Origin of the sequence: Edwardsiella sp. EA181011, from assembly GCF_000800725.1 — a bacterium.
GTDB lineage: Bacteria > Pseudomonadota > Gammaproteobacteria > Enterobacterales > Enterobacteriaceae > Edwardsiella > Edwardsiella anguillarum.
The window spans coordinates 2,208,351-2,225,301 of record NZ_CP011364.1 but is presented as its reverse complement, the minus strand read 5'-3'; the positions used below and the strand labels follow the sequence as shown (position 1 = coordinate 2,225,301).

General features: G+C 62.1%; 13 protein-coding genes. 6 read left to right on the top strand and 7 right to left on the bottom strand.

Going from position 1 to position 16,951, the window contains the following annotated elements:
- Positions 1-266: 266 nt before the first annotated feature.
- From QY76_RS09835 to QY76_RS09830, 3 genes are all read left to right on the top strand, one after another.
- Positions 267-866 carry a helix-turn-helix transcriptional regulator gene (locus QY76_RS09835; RefSeq protein ID WP_034165492.1) on the top strand — a complete coding sequence of 200 codons (600 nt, stop codon included), beginning with the start codon at positions 267-269 and terminating at the stop codon, positions 864-866.
- 105 nt (positions 867-971) lie between these two features.
- Positions 972-1,088, top strand: coding sequence for a YceO family protein (locus tag QY76_RS17940; protein ID WP_071844155.1), 117 nt, complete (start codon positions 972-974; stop codon positions 1,086-1,088).
- A gap of 132 nt (positions 1,089-1,220) precedes the next feature.
- Positions 1,221-2,678 carry a PLP-dependent aminotransferase family protein gene (locus tag QY76_RS09830; protein WP_034165493.1) on the top strand — a complete coding sequence of 486 codons (1,458 nt, stop codon included), beginning with the start codon at positions 1,221-1,223 and terminating at the stop codon, positions 2,676-2,678.
- A gap of 8 nt (positions 2,679-2,686) precedes the next feature.
- On the opposite strand, the gene QY76_RS09825 is transcribed toward QY76_RS09830, so the two are convergent.
- A complete protein-coding gene (locus QY76_RS09825) occupies positions 2,687-3,199 on the bottom strand; it encodes a hypothetical protein (protein WP_034165495.1) in 513 nt (170 codons plus the stop codon).
- A gap of 426 nt (positions 3,200-3,625) precedes the next feature.
- On the opposite strand from QY76_RS09825, the gene QY76_RS09820 reads away from it, so the two are divergent.
- Together QY76_RS09820 and osmB are read left to right on the top strand one after the other, a co-directional pair.
- The gene (locus tag QY76_RS09820; protein ID WP_034165498.1) at positions 3,626-4,288 is read left to right on the top strand and encodes a DedA family protein; all 663 of its coding nucleotides are present in this window, start codon (positions 3,626-3,628) and stop codon (positions 4,286-4,288) included.
- A 174-nt stretch (positions 4,289-4,462) separates the two neighbouring features.
- The gene (gene osmB / locus QY76_RS09815; protein ID WP_045428065.1) at positions 4,463-4,681 is read left to right on the top strand and encodes an osmotically-inducible lipoprotein OsmB; all 219 of its coding nucleotides are present in this window, start codon (positions 4,463-4,465) and stop codon (positions 4,679-4,681) included.
- Between the two features lie 64 nt (positions 4,682-4,745).
- On the opposite strand, the gene yciH is transcribed toward osmB, so the two are convergent.
- From yciH to QY76_RS09790, 5 genes are all read right to left on the bottom strand, one after another.
- The gene (gene yciH / locus QY76_RS09810; protein ID WP_034165500.1) at positions 4,746-5,072 is read right to left on the bottom strand and encodes a stress response translation initiation inhibitor YciH; all 327 of its coding nucleotides are present in this window, start codon (positions 5,070-5,072) and stop codon (positions 4,746-4,748) included.
- Between the two features lie 22 nt (positions 5,073-5,094).
- Positions 5,095-5,817, bottom strand: a complete 723-nt coding sequence (pyrF, locus tag QY76_RS09805) for an orotidine-5'-phosphate decarboxylase (RefSeq protein WP_045428068.1) — start codon at positions 5,815-5,817, stop codon at positions 5,095-5,097.
- A 113-nt stretch (positions 5,818-5,930) separates the two neighbouring features.
- Entirely contained in the window at positions 5,931-7,100 is a 1,170-nt protein-coding gene (gene lapB / locus QY76_RS09800; protein WP_034165503.1) for a lipopolysaccharide assembly protein LapB, read from the bottom strand.
- A 5-nt stretch (positions 7,101-7,105) separates the two neighbouring features.
- Positions 7,106-7,414 carry a LapA family protein gene (locus tag QY76_RS09795; protein ID WP_034165504.1) on the bottom strand — a complete coding sequence of 103 codons (309 nt, stop codon included), beginning with the start codon at positions 7,412-7,414 and terminating at the stop codon, positions 7,106-7,108.
- A 166-nt stretch (positions 7,415-7,580) separates the two neighbouring features.
- On the bottom strand, positions 7,581-8,300 hold the full coding sequence (locus QY76_RS09790) for a phosphatase PAP2 family protein (protein ID WP_049648793.1): 720 nt from the start codon (positions 8,298-8,300) through the stop codon (positions 7,581-7,583).
- A gap of 304 nt (positions 8,301-8,604) precedes the next feature.
- Here QY76_RS09790 and ribA point away from each other — a divergent pair, with 304 nt between their 5' ends.
- The gene (ribA, locus tag QY76_RS09785) at positions 8,605-9,195 is read left to right on the top strand and encodes a GTP cyclohydrolase II (protein ID WP_034165506.1); all 591 of its coding nucleotides are present in this window, start codon (positions 8,605-8,607) and stop codon (positions 9,193-9,195) included.
- Between the two features lie 81 nt (positions 9,196-9,276).
- Here the strand turns inward: ribA and QY76_RS18480 are convergent, their stop codons facing one another.
- Positions 9,277-16,665, bottom strand: a complete 7,389-nt coding sequence (locus tag QY76_RS18480) for a S6 family peptidase (protein WP_053111563.1) — start codon at positions 16,663-16,665, stop codon at positions 9,277-9,279.
- Between the last annotated feature and the right edge of the window lie 286 nt (positions 16,666-16,951).

Genomic DNA, 16,951 nt, shown 5'->3' with positions numbered 1-16,951 from the left:
CACTATCCGGATTATTTTCGATAAAAACGGAAATGGCGTCGATAATAAATTATCGATTTATATATTTTATTTTTTAAAGATAAAAATAATGTATTATCAGAGGTAATAATATATTTTTCATTGACAGCGCCGGCAATAAAACCCTAGGCTGTGCTCCTGTGTATTATCCGCCGTTTTCTCTCCGCGCCGCCACGCTTATTCCCGCCTGCGCCCGACGCAGCGGCGATAACGACAAACTCGGGCGATGCCAGCGTTAAGGATAACCGATGGAACTACTGGTTCTTGAACCCTGCCGCTATACCCGGCTGGGAATCAATCTTTTTATTAAAAATGAAAAAAATATAAATGTTAATTATATTTCAACCTTAGATGCACTCATCGACGGCGGAGTGGAGAAAAACCCAGATATTATTCTGGCCAACCTGACGCCGTATTGTAAGCACGCTCCCCGCGATCTACCACTGCAGACATTTTTCCGCTATCCGCAGCGGGCGACCTGCTTTATTTATACCCAGGCTCACTACCCCTATACTCAGCTGCCGCTCTATCTCCAGCGCGAGATTTATCTCATCAATAAAAAAATGACGCCAGCCCTGCTACGCCTGCTTTGCAGCCACGTCCCGCGCCAGACGTCGCCGGTGCCTCTGCTGACGCAGCGCTACGGCGCCTGGCCGCTGCTGACTCCGCGTGAAATTATGGTGATGCACGACTGGATGCAGCAGACGCCCAACCACCGTATCGCACAGCGCCTGCGCCTCAGCCCGCGCACCGTCTATGCCTATAAGCGCCGTCTGGTCGAAAAGATGCGGGTAAGGAACCGCATCGAACTGTGCTATCTGTATAACCTGATCCGCCATATTTACTGACGCCGCGTCCGCCCGGGCGGCCTAATGCAGGGGTCTGCGCCCCGGGTTGAGGGGGCGCGCCATTTTACCTATACTCAGGCTCCGTCTCCTGCGCCGTGAAAACCCATGTTCAATCGCCTGATTCACCGCTTCATCGATAACGTCCGTCACCACCTGCTGTTCTATCTGGCCATCTCACTGCTGCTGTTGGCCTTTGATCTCTACTATCTGTGGTGTGCCTAAGCCGCTGGGATGGGTGAGCGCCGCTGACAGCGCCGTACGATTTATGTGGACAGCCGCGCATGCCGCGTGCACATCGTCATCCACTGTGATAATAGTGGAGCCATTAGGTCATTGATCCCGTTTGGAACAGGCATGCTGTCGTTTACTTTGGACCGTAACAGCCCACTTTCGCTGCAAAAGCAAATCTACCAACAGTTTCATACCGCACTGCACGATGGCTCGCTGCAGTGCGGCGAACGCCTGCCCTCGATCCGCGAGCTGGGCAGCAAGCTGCAGGTCTCACGCAATACCATTACCGCCGTCTATGAGAAGCTGCTGCAGGAGGGGTTCATCGCCAGCCGCCCCGGCGTCGGCTATAACGTCGTGCTGGCCAGCCACATTGATCTGCCGGAGACCCCTGCGGCGCAGCAGGAGCTGGATCATCCGCCCAGCGTGCTGTGTACCCAGGCGCCGGAAACCTACGTCGATGTCAACAGCCCGCTGTTCTTCAGCCTGGGCAATCCCGATGAGTCGGCCTTTCCCTGGCAGCGCTGGCGCAGCTGGAACAACAAGGCATCGCGCAGCAAGCACCTACTGATGACCCGCTATCATCCTCCGGCCGGACTGCTGTCGCTGCGTCAGGAGCTGGTGAAATACCTGGCGAGCGCCCGCGGTATCCACACCGATCCGCAGCACATCATCGTCACCAACGGCGTGCAGGAGGGGCTGGCGCTGCTGGCCCGCACCCTGCTGACGCCGCAGGAGCACATCGCCGTCGAATCGCCGTGCTACTCCGGCGCCTGGAACCTGTTCAACAGCTTCGCCCCCCATATTCACGCCATACCGGTCGATGACGGCGGGCTGCGTACCGATCTGCTGCCTGAGCAGCAGTGCGCGCTGGCCTATGTGACCCCGTCGCACCAATATCCGGTGGGCAGCACCCTGCCGCTGACGCGCCGCCTGGCCCTGCTCGACTGGTCGCGCCGCTCCAACGCCTACGTGATCGAAGATGACTACGACACCACCTTCCTCTATGGGACGCAGCCGCTGCCGGCGCTAAAGTCGCTGGAGGATGCCAACAATGTGATCTATCTGAGCAGCTTCTCCAAAACCCTGGGGCCGGGCATGCGGCTCGGCTTTATGGTCTGCCCGGATCGGCTGGTGGAGCCGATCCTGAATCTGAAGGCGCTGTGGAACCACGGCGCCAGCTGGCTGTATCAACAGTTTCTGGCCGATTTTATGCAGGATCAGGGCTACCACCGCCACCTGCGCAAGCTGGAGCTGGAGTATGCCGCGCGGCAGAAGCTGCTGCGCGAAGGGCTTAGCGCCCTATTCCCGCGCGCGCGCCTGCTGGGCACCTCATCGGGACTGCACCTGACCCTGAAGACCGATCTCCCGGCGCAGCGGGTTAATCAGCTGCGCGAACGCTGCCTACGCGACGGCGTGCGCTTCGATACGCTGCAGAGCATGTGCAACGGTTCGGAATGCGCCTATATGGAGCACAACGGCGCGCCGCTGATGCTGTTTGGGTTTAGCGCCCTGTCTGAAGTGAAGATCCGGCGGGCGCTGGCGATCATCGCCAACGCCGCCAAAGAGCTGGGGCTGGCCTAAACGCAGCGCTAGGCGTGGGGCGGCTCATCGGCCGGCAGCTGCAGGCGGAAATCCTGCTGCAGAGCGCCGGGCGCGGCGCTGTTCAGCAGCTGCTGATAAATATCGCCGGCCACGGCGCAGCGCTGGCGATCCGGATCGCTGGCCATCGCCATTCCCAGCGCGTTGCCCGCCATCTCGTTATACAGCAGATCCGTCAGGCGATTCTTCTCCCCCAGCGAGGTCACCGTGCGCAGCGCGTCTACCGTGGCGCTATACAGCGGTGACAGGCTGTTTTGCTGATTGCAGCGCCGGTAGACCTCATGATAAAACGCCAGCTGCAGCGCCTGTGCATAGCGCAGGCTGGCGGCGGGAACCTTAATCTGCGCCTGCGCCGCGCCGGACGGCGGCGTGGGCGCGGCGGCGTGGGCGGCGATGACGGGCTGCGGCGCATCGATCGCCACGGAGGTATCGGGCTCCGCGGCCGCGCTGCCGACGAACAGTGCCATCAGGCTGACACCCAGCCATAGAACGGCTTTACTCATTATGCTTTCCCCTAAAAACGGCCTGCTACTATCCTAATCCGTCAATGATACAATGAAAGCGTCAATCTGTTGTGGCGGCAACCATTCTGTATCAGTCTGTTTCCCTCACAAGCGCCGCCACGCCCGCACGACTAGAGTCAAAGCGGCTTACGGAAACGTCTGCTGTCAATCCGGTATCCTCTCCGTTTTTCAGCCCGTTACCGACGCTGTCACATTACTGCACGCTATTTCAGATTGATTTACAATTGTATGATTTTATTTGTGGTAACATCGCAGCGCGTCCGTTTTTCGGCGGTCTTGTGCTATATTTGGCAGGTAATTACGCTGGCTATCTGGCTGACGCAGCGTCTGTTGCGCTCTCTGGGTCAGGGGCATCCGATCCGATTTTTCCCCAGGAGCCTGTCCGCAGTTAATTAAGGTAAAGTAATGGAAGTCATTAAAGAGATCCTGCATGCACTGTGGGCACAAGATTTCGCCGTGCTGAGCGATCCGCATATCGTCTGGGTCATTTATGCCATTCTGTTCACCACGCTGGTGCTGGAAAATGGTCTGTTGCCCGCCGCCTTCCTGCCCGGCGACAGCCTGCTGCTGCTCTCTGGGGCCCTGATCGCCCGCTCCGTACTGCCCTTTTTCCCCACCCTGTGCCTGCTGGTCGTGGCCTCCAGCCTGGGCTGCTGGCTCAGCTACCTGCAGGGACGCTGGCTGGGCGATACCCGCCTGGTTCAGGGCTGGCTGCTGCGGCTACCGCCCCAGTACCACCAGCGCGCCTATAATCTGTTTCACCGCCACGGCCTGATGGCGCTGCTGATCGGGCGCTTTTTGGCCTTTGTCCGCACCATTCTGCCGGTGCTGGCCGGGCTGTCCGGGCTGCATAACGCCCGCTTTCAGCTCTTCAACTGGATCAGCGCCCTGCTGTGGGTCGGCGTGGTCATGGGGCTGGGGCTGGCCATCAGCAACATCCCCTTCGTTAAACAGCACCAGGATCAGGTGATGTCCATCCTGCTCATCCTGCCTGTGGTTCTGCTGGTCAGCGGACTGCTGGGTACCCTGATGCTGCTGCTGCGTCGACGCCGCCAGCCGCACGGCTGATCTCCCACGGACGGCGGGCGCCGCTGCGCCGTCCGGCGCAGGGCGGCGCTGCAAATCGGACTATTTACCTGTTCGCCCTTTTTCCCGCGCCTATACTGCTCTCACCGTCATCCCCTGTTCCGCCAGCGCATGGACTATACTCAAAACGTGTCGGAACGCAGTAAGGAGCCCAATATGAATCGTACCCTGAAACGCGTCGCTACGGTCGCCCTCGCGCTGACGCTTGTCGCCTCTCTCAGCGCCTGTTCCAACATGTCTAAACGCGATCGCAATACCGCCATCGGCGCCGGTGCCGGTGCCCTGGGCGGCGCAATCCTGACCGACGGCAGCGCGCTCGGCACCGTGGGCGGCGCCGCCATCGGCGGTCTTATCGGCCATCAGGTTGGCAAGTAACTCCCCCGTTCGCCGATAAAAAAGCCGGCTTGCGCCGGCTTTTCTTGTCAGGATCGGAGCACGTTCACCCCCCGGAGAGCTTGACCCGCATCCCTTTCGCCTCCAGCAGCTGCTTAATCAAATCGCGCTTATCCCCCTGGATCTCGATGACGCCGTCGCGCGCGCTGCCGCCGCAGCCGCAGCGCTTCTTCAGCTCGGCCGCCAGCGCCAGCGTCGCCGCATCGTCCAGATCCAGACCGGTGATCACGCATACCCCTTTGCCTTTCCGTCCGCTGGTCTGACGCTGAATACGCACCGTGCCATCGCCCTTTGGACGCGGCGCCGGCGCCGCCGTTTCATGGATGCGCCCCGCGTCGGTGGTATACACCAGGCGACTGTTACTCTCTTGCATTTTTACCCGCTCCCGTCTCGATTTAGGCCAGCGTCGCCAGAATGGCACGCAGCGCCTCGGCCGGCTGCGCCGCCTGGGTGATCGGACGCCCGATCACCATATAGTCGACCCCGGCGGCGACGGCCTGCTGCGGCGTCATAATCCGACGCTGATCGCCAGCCTCACTGCCCGCGGGCCGGATCCCCGGCGTCACCAGCTTAAATTCGGATCCACAGGCGGCTTTGATGCGTACCGCCTCCTGGGCCGAACAGACCACGCCATCCAGCCCGCACTGCTGCGTCAGGCGCGCCAGGCGCTCGGCGTAGTCAGCCGGCGCCAAGTCGATCCCGAGCGCCTGCAGATCAGCCTGCTCCATGCTGGTCAACACCGTCACGGCGATCAGCAGCGGCGCCTCCTTGCCGTAGGGCAGCAGCGCCTCCCGGGCCGCACTCATCATGCGTGCGCTGCCGCTGGCGTGCACGTTGACCATCCACACCCCCAGATCCGCCGCCGCCGCCACGGCGCGAGCGACGGTATTGGGGATATCGTGAAACTTAAGATCCAGAAAAACATCGAATCCGCGCTGCTGCAGGGTACGTACCCACTCGGGACCGAACAGAGTGAACATTTCCTTGCCGACCTTCAGGCGACAGTCGCGCGGATCGAGCGCATCCACCAGCGCAAGGGCGGCGTTGCGATCGGCATAATCGAGGGCGACAACGATCGGAGAGTGGCTATGGGCGCGCATCGGAATAGATAGTGACATGGTGGGTTCCTGAATCTGGCGTTAGCGGAGAAATACCTTTTTCAGGAGCGGCATTGTACACAGCACGCCCCGTTCTGCCTAGGGCGTACGTGCGGCGCGCAGTAAAATCGTGTCTATTGGCCGTCCAGGCCGCGGATCGGTTTGATGGTCGCCCAAGCCCGACAGGAGGGGCAGTGCCAGTACAGGCTGTGCGGCGTAAACCCGCACTTGAGACAGCGATAGCGCGGTTTGGTACGGATCTGCTCGCCAACCATATCACGCAGCAGCTGCAGGCTTTCGCGGGCGCGCCCGTCCTCCGCCTCGGCCAGATGGTAGTCGATCAGACGGTGGAATACGCGCATCGTCGGGTGGCGCTGCAGCTGACGGCTGACATACACCTGCGCCGCCTCCAGCCCCTCCTGCGCCTCGATAACCTGTCCCAGCATCAGCTCTGCGCTAGCACCGGCGTCCTCATCGACGCAGCGGCGCAAAAAGTCATGCCAAGGCTCAGGCTGCTCCAGCGCCTGGTAGCACGTCTCCATCAGCGGCAGCACTTCGCTGACAAATGCCTTATCCTGCTCCAGCACCTGGGAAAAGGCGGCAACCGCCTTGGCCGGTTCGCCCAGCGCCTGAAACACCCGTCCGCGCATTATCGAGACGCGGGCACAGCCCTTGTCCGCCGCCGCGGCTTTCTTCAGCAGGCTCTGTGCCCTATCGAGATCGTCGCTGCCCATCGCCTGTAACGCCAGCTCACAGTAGAAGTGTGCGATTTCGCTACGCTGCTGATCTTTACCCAGCCGCACCAGCTTTTCGGCCGCGTCGATGGCCTTATGCCAGTCGCTGGTCGCCTGATGGATCAACAGCAGCTGCTGCAGGGCGGACACCCTGAAGTCCGCCTCATCCACCAGCTGGCTGAACATCTCCTCAGCCCGGTCATACAGCCCCGCCGCCATGTAGTCGCGCCCCAGCTGCTGTACGGCCAGCAGGCGCTGCTCAAAGGAGAGCGAGGCGCTTTCCATCAGAGATTGGTGAATGCGGATGGCGCGATCGACCTCGCCGCGGGAACGGAACAGGTTGCCGAGCGTCAGGTGGGCCTCAACGGTGTTGCTATCCTCCTTGAGCATGTCCAAAAACAGCTCAACCGCTTTATCCTGCTGGTTAGACAGCAGGAAGTTTACCCCGGTCACATACTCGCGCGACAGGCGGTTAGCCTCCTGCTGTTTATCCTGCTGTGCGCTCCTGCGCCCCATATACCAGCCGTAGGCAGCCGCTACCGGGAGAAGCAGAAACAGCAGCTCAAGCATAGCGGTTATTCCTTCGCAGCCGAGGCCATGGCGCCGCTGCCCTGCGGCGCCGCCGGCGCCAGCTGCTGCTCCAGGCGGCGAATTTTACGCTGCGCCCGCGCCAGTCCCAGGCGTACGCGCAGATAGAACAGGCCGCAGATCACCCAGCCAAGGATAAAACCGGCGGCAAACAGCGTCGCCAGCAGCGTCGACAGGCGATACTCGCCCTTAGCCAACAGATAGTTGAAGGCCACTACCTGATCATTTTGCGCCCCAAGGGTGACAGACAGTACAAAAATGGCCAGGACGATCAGAAAAATCAGCAAATATTTCACATTTCTTCCTGTTGTTCAGGTTAAGCAAATGAATAATGCTTAAAAAATCGAAACCACCCCTAAATTAACATTTACTCATAGGGCATGGAAACCCCGCCCGCCAGAAAGGCACGGGATTCTTATATCCGCGCTGTGCTGCGGTACAGTTGCGCAGCGGTAAGCGGCGTCATTTTACCCAATCCGCCTCCCCGTCCAGCCCCCGGCGGCGAATATACCAGCCGAACGGTAGTGCCCATAGCCAGCCCAGCAGCGCGGCGGCCAGCAGATCGCGCGGCCAATGCATCCCCAGCGCAAAACGGCTGTACATCACCGCCGCCGCCCATGCCAACAGCGGCACCATCACAGCGTAGCGTCGCCGAGGCAGCACCATCGCGGCCAGCGTTACCCAGGTTGCGACAAACAGCCCATGGCCAGAGGGAAAGGCAAACCCCGTCTCCCGCGCCCAGTGGTCGCCCAACCAGCCCGGCTGCGACGCGACGTGGCGCCGCACCCACTCGCGCCGCTCCGCCGCGCTGCGGGCGTAAAAATCAGCGGGCGCCACGCCCGCCGCCGCCGTCAGATGAAGGACATAGGGGCGCGGCGCCTGGATGGCGCGCTTGATCCCCGCATTGATGCTCTGCGCGCTGCCGACGCACAGCATCAGCAACAGAAACAGGCGCAGCGCGGCCCGCCCGCGCAGCGCCAACAGGCGAACCATCACCCCACCCAACAGCGCGGCGCTGAGTATTCCCCACGGCTGGCTGACGCTCTGTGTGACGGCAAACCAGTATGGGCCGTCGCCCCCCGGCGGGCCCGGGGACCAGCGCCCGCCTCCCATCAACAGCGCCAGGGGAAGCAGCAGCAGCACCAGCAGCGCGGGCGCGCTCTTTTTGACCACCATCATCATTCGTTCGCTCCTGAGCCGCTAACCTTTTCCTGCAGATCTCTATATCCAATAATACTTCTGCCATTTATGCAGTATTTTTATTCCGTTTTTTTCAACCTAGGTGGCAATACTAGGTGGCAATAAATGTGCTTTCCAGGCCGGGATCGCCGTCCGTTTTGTGGCAAAATAGCGTCAGGCTTTTAGGACAAAGTTAGGAAGGCGTCACGTACTCCGATAGCATCACTGTGTCATCAGCATCCACAGTGAGCGCCGCAAAAGGTGACGCTGTCACGATGACAAAAATGATACGGTTGTGGAGACAAACATGCAGCTTAAACGAGTGGCAGAGGCAAAGCTGCCGACGCCATGGGGCGATTTTTTAATGGTCGGCTTTGAAGAGATTGCCACCGGTCACGATCATCTGGCTCTGGTTTATGGAGACATCAGCGGCGAGAAACCGGTGCTGGCGCGTGTTCACTCCGAGTGCCTGACGGGCGATGCGCTGTTCAGCCTGCGCTGTGACTGTGGCTTTCAGCTCGAGGCCGCGCTGGAGCATATCGCCGAAGAGGGGCGCGGCATTCTGCTGTACCACCGCCAAGAGGGGCGTAACATTGGCCTGCTGAATAAAATTCGCGCCTATGCCCTGCAGGATCAGGGCGCCGATACCGTCGAGGCCAATCATCAGCTGGGTTTTGCCGCCGACGAGCGCGACTTTACCCTGTGTGCTGACATGTTCAAACTGCTGGGCGTCAGCCAGGTCCGGCTGCTGACCAACAACCCGAACAAAGTCGATATTCTTACCCAGGCGGGGATCAATATCGTCGAGCGCGTCCCGCTGATCGTCGGCCGCAACCCGCAGAATGAACGCTACCTGGCGACCAAGGCCGCCAAAATGGGCCACCTGCTGAACGGCTGAGCGCGTTCGGGCGGTTCTGCCGCTCCCCTCAGTACATTCACGCTCCGGCTTCGCGCCCGCCTCTCCCGCGGGCGCCTCCTTTTAGAAGCGATAGCGCAGGGTTGCCTGCACGCTGTAGTCCAGGTTGTAATCCCCCAGGCTGCTGCGCTCCACCTCCAGTCCCAGCTGCAGTGCGTCGCCTATCCGGCTCTCGGCCCCCAGGCTATAGCGCAGCCGGCCGTCGCGCTCGCCGCGGATCGTCCTCTCGCCGCTGGCGTCACGCAGCCGCGTATCCCCCGCCGGCCTCAGCGCGCTCTGGTAATCCAGCCCCGCGCGCAGCGTGGTCTGCCACTCCCCGATATCGACGCGTTTGCCCAGCGCAACGCCCGCCGTCGCCAGCAGCGGCGTAAAGCGCGGCTGAGCCAGTGACACCGCCATCCCCTGATCCTGCCAGTCGAAGCGGGTGGATGAGTACGTACCGTACACCAGCTCCAGGTGCGGCTCGACAAAGGCGCTCTCGCCCAGCTCGTAGCGGTAGCCCACGTCAGCGCGCGCGTACCAGGCGTGGTTGCTCGCCTTGCGCTCCCCCAGCCCCGCTAGGTTGACCTGGTACTCGGTGCTGTGGTGGACATATTTACCGTTCAGATCGACAAATAGTCCGGAGGGGAACAGCGCGGTGGCATACAGCCCGGCCCCCAGCGCTCGACTCCTACTGCTAAAGGCGTCGCCGCTGGCCCGGCCGTCGGTAAAGGTGAAGGTGACGCCGGCAAGCAGGTCACTCTCCTCCCCCAGTCCATAGCGGCGATCGGCCCCCAGCTGCAGGTGCAGATAGCGGTCGCGGTAGTTTTCCGCCGCGCTGCCCGCCCCGTGCAGAACCCTAGCCCAGGCGCCGGTGCCCGCCGGACCGTTGCGCAGATCCAGCTGGCGTTTATCCAGATACTGCACCTCGGCCATAAAGCTGCGGTAGTTCAGAGAGAGCAGGCTGGCGGCGTCCTCTTCACGCTCGCTATCCGGCGTCACATCAAAACCGCTCAGCACCCACTCCAGCTGACTGTCCGCCTCCCGGGTGATCAGCGCCGGCATCACCTCGCTGAAGCCCATATGCTGCCGGTGGGCGGTAAAGGTCTCCCGGTCGCTGCCCACCGGGGCGCTGATCAGGCTCACATCCAGCTGCCCCTCCGGCAGCGTCGGCTCCAGATAGTTCACCAACACGGTATTGTTACCGCCGCTCAGGCGCTCGTTGATCACCAGCCGATCGCTGATCCCAGCGTCGGCGCGCAGCACCAGCGCAGCGCCGTCGGCGTGCAGACGGTCTACGCTCAGGGTCATAAAGGCGCCGTCGGTCGCGGTGATCAGGGACTCCTCGACCCGCAGCGAGCCGAGCGTGGAGGTGCCGCTCATGCGCCACAGGGTATCGCGCATCTCAACCCGGGCCTCCGGCGCCGCAATGCGGCCGCGGTAGCCCGCCGGCCCGGCGGCGGGCGGCGTGGCGGCAATGGCGATCTCCGGCGCCGGCGAGGTGCCAAAGCGCAGCAGGCCCGCGCCGTCGACAGTCAGATCGCCCCGCAGCGCCGCCCCCGGCAGCACCGCCAACCAGGCGTCATCGCCCTGCAGGGAGAGATCGCCCCGGTGCTGACTCGCCTGCCCAAAGTAGGCCCCGCTGTCGCTCAGGCTGAGCGTTCCCAGGCTGCGGCCCCCGCTGACCAGGAGCGACTGGCTAAGCGCAACATCGCCTCGCTGCTCGGCGCTGCGCCCCAGCGCCAGCAGACTCGCCTCGGCGCCGATAGCGCTCTGATTACGCCCCGCCAACGCTAGCGTCGCGCCATCACTTAACCCGATATCGCCGCCCCGGTGCAGGCTCCCCTGCGCGAGCAGGGCTGAACTGCCCTCCGCGCGCAGGCGGCCTTCGATCTCACCCTGCGAGGTCAGCTGCGCGCCACCGCTCAGCTGGAGATCCCCCCGCTGGACCGCACCGCTTTCCAGCGTAATGATGCTGGCATCGGCGCTCAGCAGCCCCCGGGTCTGTCCCCGGGAGGTCAGCGCCGCGTTACCCGCCAGCGTCACATCGCCCTGCAGCTGGCTGCCCTGCTCCAGCAGGACGGTACTGCCCTCCGCGCGCAGGCGGCCTTCGATCTCACCCTGCGAGGTCAGCTGCGCGCCGCCGCTCAGTTGGAGATCCCCCCGCTGTACCGCACCGCTTTCCAGCGCAATGATGCTGGCATCGGCGCTCAGAAGCCCCCGGGTCTGTCCCCGGGAGGTCAGCGCCGCGTTACCCGCCAGCGTCACATCGCCCTGCAGCTGGCTGCCCCGCTCAAGCAGAGCATTACTGGCATCCATACTCAGGTTGCCCACGATCCCACCCTGAGAGGTAAGCGTGGTACCTTTGTCCAGGCGGACCTCTCCCTGCTGTAAAGCACCGCTTTCCAGCGCAATCGCGCTGGCATCGGCGCTCAGGATCCCCCGGGTTTGTCCCCGGGAGGTCAGCGCCGCATTGCCCGCCAGGGTTATATCGCCCAGCAGCTGGCTGCCCTGCTCCAGCAGGACGCTACTGGCATCCACACTCAGGCTGCCCTCGATCTCACCCAGCGAGGTCAGATCAGAGGCGCCGCCCAGCTGAAGATCCCCCTGCTGGACCGCACCGCTTTCCAGTGTGATCGTGCTGGCATCGGCGCTTAGCAGCCCCTCCGTCAAACCCTGTGAAGTAAGGCTGGCACCGTTGTCTAAGCGAATATCACCCTGCTGTTCCGCACCATTTTCCAGCGTGATAGCACTGGCAGCGACGCTCAGGATCCCCCGGGTTTGTCCCCGGGAGGTCAGCGCCGCATTGCCCGCCAGGGTTATATCGCCCAGCAGCTGGCTGCCCTGCTCAAGCAGAGCATTACTGGCATCCACACTCAGGCTGCCCTTGAACTCACCCAGCGAGGTCAGATCAGAGGCACCGCTCAACTGGAGATCCCCCAGCTGGAACGAGCCGTTTTCCAGCGTGATTGTGCTGGCATCGGCACTCAGGCTGCCCATGGTCTGCCCCCGGGAGGTCAGCATCGCGCCGTCCGTCAGGGTCACATCGCCCCACAGCAGCCCCCCCTGCAGCAGCACCAGCCAGGCGTCATCGCCCAGCAGGGAGAGATCGCCCTTGTGCTGACTCGCCGGTCCAAAGTAGGCCCCGCTGTCGCTCAGGCTGAGCGCTCCATAGTTGAGGCCCCAGCTGACCAGGAGCGACTGGCTAAGCGCAATATCGCCCCGCTGTATGGCGTCGTACCCCAGCGCCAGCAGACTCGCCTCGGCGCCGATAGCGCTCTGATTACGCCCCACCAACGCTAGCGTCGCGCCATTGCTTAACCCAATATCGCCGTCCCGATGCAGGCTCCTCTGCGCGAGCAGGGCTAAACTGGCATCCGCGCGCAGGCGGCCTTCGATCTCACCCTGCGAGGTCAGCATCGCGCTGTCCGTCAGGGTTATATCGCCCTGCAGCCGGCTACCCCACTCCAGCAGGACGGTACTGGCATCCGCACTCAGGCTGCCCACGATCTTACCCAACGAGGTCAGATCAGAGGCGCCACCCAGCTGGAGATCCCCCTGCTGTACTGCACTGCGTTCCAGTGTAATGGTGCTGGCATCGGCGCTCAGGTTCCCCCGGGTCTGCCCCCGGGAGGTCAGCGCCGCGCTGTCCATCAGGATCACATCGCCCTGCAACTGGCTGCCCCGTTCCAGTAGGACGCTACTGGCATCCACACTCAGGCTGCCCACGATCTCACCCAGCGAGGTCAGATCAGAGGCACCGCCCAGTTGGAGATCCCCCTGCTGTACCGCACCGCTTTCCAGTGTAATGGTGCTGGCATCGGCATGCAGATTACCCACGATCCCACCCTGAGAGGTAAGCGTGGTACCTCTGTCCAGGCGGACCTCTCCCTGCTGTAAAGCGCCACTTTCCAGCGTGATCGTGCTGGCATCGGCGCTCAGATTCCCCCGGGTCTCTCCCCGGGAGGTCAGCGCCGCGCCGTCCGTCAGGGTCACATCGCCCTGCAGCTGGCCGCCCTGCTCCAGCAGGGCGGTGCTACCCTCCGCGCTCAGGCGGCCTTCGATCTCACCCAGCGAGGTCAGCTGCGCGCCGCCGCTCAGCTGGAGATCCCCCTGCTGGACCGCACCGTTTTCCAGCGTGATCGTGCCGGTATGGGAGATCAGGCTGCCCCGGGTCAGCCCCCGGGAGGTCAGCGCCGCGCCGTCCATCAGGGTCACATCGCCCTGTAGCTGGCTGCCCTGCTCCAGCAGGACGGTACTGCCCTCCGCGCGCAGGCGGCCTTCGATCTCACCCAACGAGGTCAGCCGCGCGCCGCCGCTCAGCTGGAGATCCCCCTGCTGGACCGCACCGCTCTCCAGCGTGATCGCGCTGGCATCGGTGCTCAGGCTGCCCCGGGTCTCTCCCCGGGAGGTCAGCCCCGCGCCGTCCGTCAGGGTCACATCGCCCTGCAGCTGGCTGCCCTGCTCCAGCAGGACGGTACTGCCCTCCGCGCGCAGGCGGCCTTCGATCTCACCCAACGAGGTCAGCCGCGCACCGCCGCTCAGTTGGAGATCCCCCTGCTGGACCGCACCGTTTTCCAGCGTGATCGTGCCGGTATGGGAGATCAGGCTGCCCCGGGTCTCTCCCCGGGAGGTCAGCGCCACGCTGTCCGTCAGGGTCACATCGCCCTGCAGCTGGCTGCCCTGCTCCAGCAGGACGGTACTGCCCTCCGCGCGCAGGCGGCCTTCGATCTCACCCTGCGAGGTCAGCTGCGCGCCGCCGCTCAGCTGGAGATCCCCCTGCTGGACCGCACCGCTCTCCAGCGTGAGCGCGCTGGCATCGGCGCTCAGGTTCCCCCGGGTCTGCCCCCGGGAGATCAGCGTCGCGCCGTCCGTCAGGGTCACATCGCCCTGCAGCTGGCTGCCCTGCTCCAGCAGGGCGGCACCGGCAGCCGCGCTCAGGTTGCCCACGATCCCCCCCAACGAGGTCAGCTGCGCGACGCCGCTCAGCTGGAGATCCCCCAGCTGCTCCGCGCCGGACACCAACCACAGCAGACTATCCCTCGCTGCGATATCGCCGGTATGCTCACTGTCCGCCATCAGCGCCACGAGGCTATTGGCCGCCGTAACAGCACCGTTAAGCAAGCCGCCAGCAACCAGTATCGAACGATTCTCCAGGAGGATATTGCCCTGATGCTCACTGCGTGCCACAACCTCTGCGGACAGCTGCCCCTCGCTAACATCGGTATCGGCCGAGGTCACTCCCTCACCGTCCCGGCTATCTACAAAGACGCGATTACTGTTCAAGATAACGCGGCTGGCATCGGCTTGAATATCACCCAGCAACACCGCATTACGCGCCAGACTAAAGTCCGCCTGTGTCAGCGTCAGCGTATTGAGTGCAAAGCTGCGCGCCTCCCAATCGGGCTGGTCAGCAGAGACCGGCGGCCGTCCGGTGGAGAAATCGCGCGCATGGGTCACCGGATGCCCCTGAAACTGCAAACTGCCGCCGCGTTGGCTAAAGTCGCCGGTTATTGCCACGCGGCCATCGAACACCGTCGTCCCGATCATCCCAGGCTCTGCAAGATTGACAATATCCAGATTGTCGCTGAACTGGCCGTGTATGATTTGGCTGCGCCGCTGTTCATTCAGCATCAACGTCTGCCGCGCACTCGCCTCGTCATGTCCCAAGTATGTCCAGGGGCCGTTGCTGGTCTGGTTGGTGGGAAAATAGCCATAGTTGCCGCTGGTATTCAGTAAAAAGTAATCCACCGTATTGGTATGCCGATTCTCATACCGATACAGATCGCCCGGCGTCCCGACCCGGGCATCGGTCCAGCCCCGTAACGGATAGGCCACTGCCGACAGGTAATTCAGCGGCTGGTAGTTCAGGCTCAGCTGTGCACGGGCATCGGCAGAATTGGTCACCTTAGCGCCATAGTCGGCCATACGCAGCGTATGAAAGGCCATATCATGGCCATTGAGATCCAGCACCCCGCCGCGAAAGCCCCAGGTCACGGTGTCCGGATCAAGCTGACCGTCCGCCATTAATTTTACCGTCGGGCGTCCGCTGGCGATATTCAGAGAGCTAAAGGCACGCACATTGCCTGCCGCATCGGGACGCTGATCCAGCAGGGTCAGGCCATCGCCCACCTTCAGTCCGCCTTCGTTGATCCCCACGCCACGAACATAGAGGGTTCCACTCCCCAGGCGGTGCAGGTTATCGCCCGCCACGCCGTTGACCTGCCAATCGAGGGTAGCCTCCGGATTCACGATGATGCCACCGCCAACCCAGGTCTGATTATTCTGCGGCGTAACGCGGTAGCTGTCCTCAAAGGTCAGCACCCCGGCCCCCTGGTTAATCGTATTCTGCAGCAGGATCTCGCCGCCCGCACCTGAGCCATCAGTCTGAAAGAGAAGGTTTTTACCGGCATTCAGGTCATTCCCCGCCTGCCCATGCATGGTAAACTGAACGGTGCTCCGCGGCTGGGACAGGGAGCCACTGTTCGAGCGGCTATCGTAGGTCCACTGCAGCGCGCCCTGACCCGCTGTGAAGGTGACCGCCGGATCGCTGTCCTTCGCCATCTCCGCATGGATAAAATCGGTCGGCAGCACCACCCACCAGTTGGTACGGCCGGAGTCGCCGTTGTAGCTCCGCAGCACCGCCACCAGCACCCAGCGCCCCTCCTGGGCATCATAGGTATACAGCGGCGAACCGCTGTCTCCCGGTGCGCCGTAGCTGGCCAGCGGCCCATTGATCGGATCAAAGGTATTGCCTGGGTTGGCGACAATGGTGTGATCTGAAATCCCCGGCACCCCGATGGTGCCCCCGGTCAAATAGCCGTAGGCACCCTGCAGGTGCCGTAATCTCCCATCTCGCGTCTTCGTGTACTGATTACCACTGCCTACGCGGTAAAAGATCGGGAAACGGGCGGTGTTTTTATAGGTATCCCGAGCGATGCCCGCCGTCGTCATCGGGATGGGCACCACCTCGGTAACGATTTTATTTAATCGGGGAAGATGGAAATCCTGCACGCCATACTCATTGCGATCTACCAGACGATAGTTATTGCTGCTATCGCCGAAGGAGACCGAAGAGTAGCCGCCGTTATGGGCGACGCCGGCAATGTACTGCGGTGCCACCAGCGCTGCGATGCCAGAGGAGGCGGAGGCCGAGCTGAAATCGGGAAACGGCGCCTTATCAAGGACGCCAACCAGCTCGCCCGCTTTATTATAAATTTCTATGTTTTCAGCGCCGGGCTGAAATACACCCTTATTTTCCGCGAAGTCGCGAAACACCGAATAAGGGATCTCGTCGCTGACCACGCTGGCAATGCCCGGCGACGCACTCAGCAAGGCGCCAAAAAACAGCAGTGGCGATATCCCCGGATTGATTTTTTGGCGCCCTGTTTTTTTCGCACCGCGACAGTATTCGGCCACCGCGATATAACCACCAGAAATATTACTGTATTTTAATGAATAAATTTTGTTCATATCAAATCCTTATGATGAACACAGCGTCGCCATTGATAACAAAACGATTCAGAGATAATGAAATAAGCGCGGAGAATTTAATGTTAACACCCACAGGGTATTCACCAAGACGATCTGCCACCTACCGGGTTCCTTGTCGGACCCGACGGTCCTCTCCAAAGTGCCACGTGCTATCTCCGGCGCACTCCCTTGAAAAATCCTCTTTGCTTTATTTATCCATACAACAGAATGAATAGGGAGCGCACCCTCACGCCCAGTTCGATACTCCGCCTAGCGACCATGGTGT

Coding starts and splice junctions, on each gene's coding strand:
- lapB (WP_034165503.1), bottom strand. CDS start 7,100: ATGCTTGAGCTGCTGTTTCTGCTTCTCCCGGTAGCGGCTGCCTACGGC.
- QY76_RS09835 (WP_034165492.1), top strand. CDS start 267: ATGGAACTACTGGTTCTTGAACCCTGCCGCTATACCCGGCTGGGAATC.
- pyrF (WP_045428068.1), bottom strand. CDS start 5,817: ATGTCACTATCTATTCCGATGCGCGCCCATAGCCACTCTCCGATCGTT.
- QY76_RS17940 (WP_071844155.1), top strand. CDS start 972: ATGTTCAATCGCCTGATTCACCGCTTCATCGATAACGTCCGTCACCAC.
- osmB (WP_045428065.1), top strand. CDS start 4,463: ATGAATCGTACCCTGAAACGCGTCGCTACGGTCGCCCTCGCGCTGACG.
- QY76_RS09830 (WP_034165493.1), top strand. CDS start 1,221: ATGCTGTCGTTTACTTTGGACCGTAACAGCCCACTTTCGCTGCAAAAG.
- yciH (WP_034165500.1), bottom strand. CDS start 5,072: ATGCAAGAGAGTAACAGTCGCCTGGTGTATACCACCGACGCGGGGCGC.
- QY76_RS18480 (WP_053111563.1), bottom strand. CDS start 16,665: ATGAACAAAATTTATTCATTAAAATACAGTAATATTTCTGGTGGTTAT.
- QY76_RS09820 (WP_034165498.1), top strand. CDS start 3,626: ATGGAAGTCATTAAAGAGATCCTGCATGCACTGTGGGCACAAGATTTC.
- ribA (WP_034165506.1), top strand. CDS start 8,605: ATGCAGCTTAAACGAGTGGCAGAGGCAAAGCTGCCGACGCCATGGGGC.
- QY76_RS09825 (WP_034165495.1), bottom strand. CDS start 3,199: ATGAGTAAAGCCGTTCTATGGCTGGGTGTCAGCCTGATGGCACTGTTC.
- QY76_RS09790 (WP_049648793.1), bottom strand. CDS start 8,300: ATGATGATGGTGGTCAAAAAGAGCGCGCCCGCGCTGCTGGTGCTGCTG.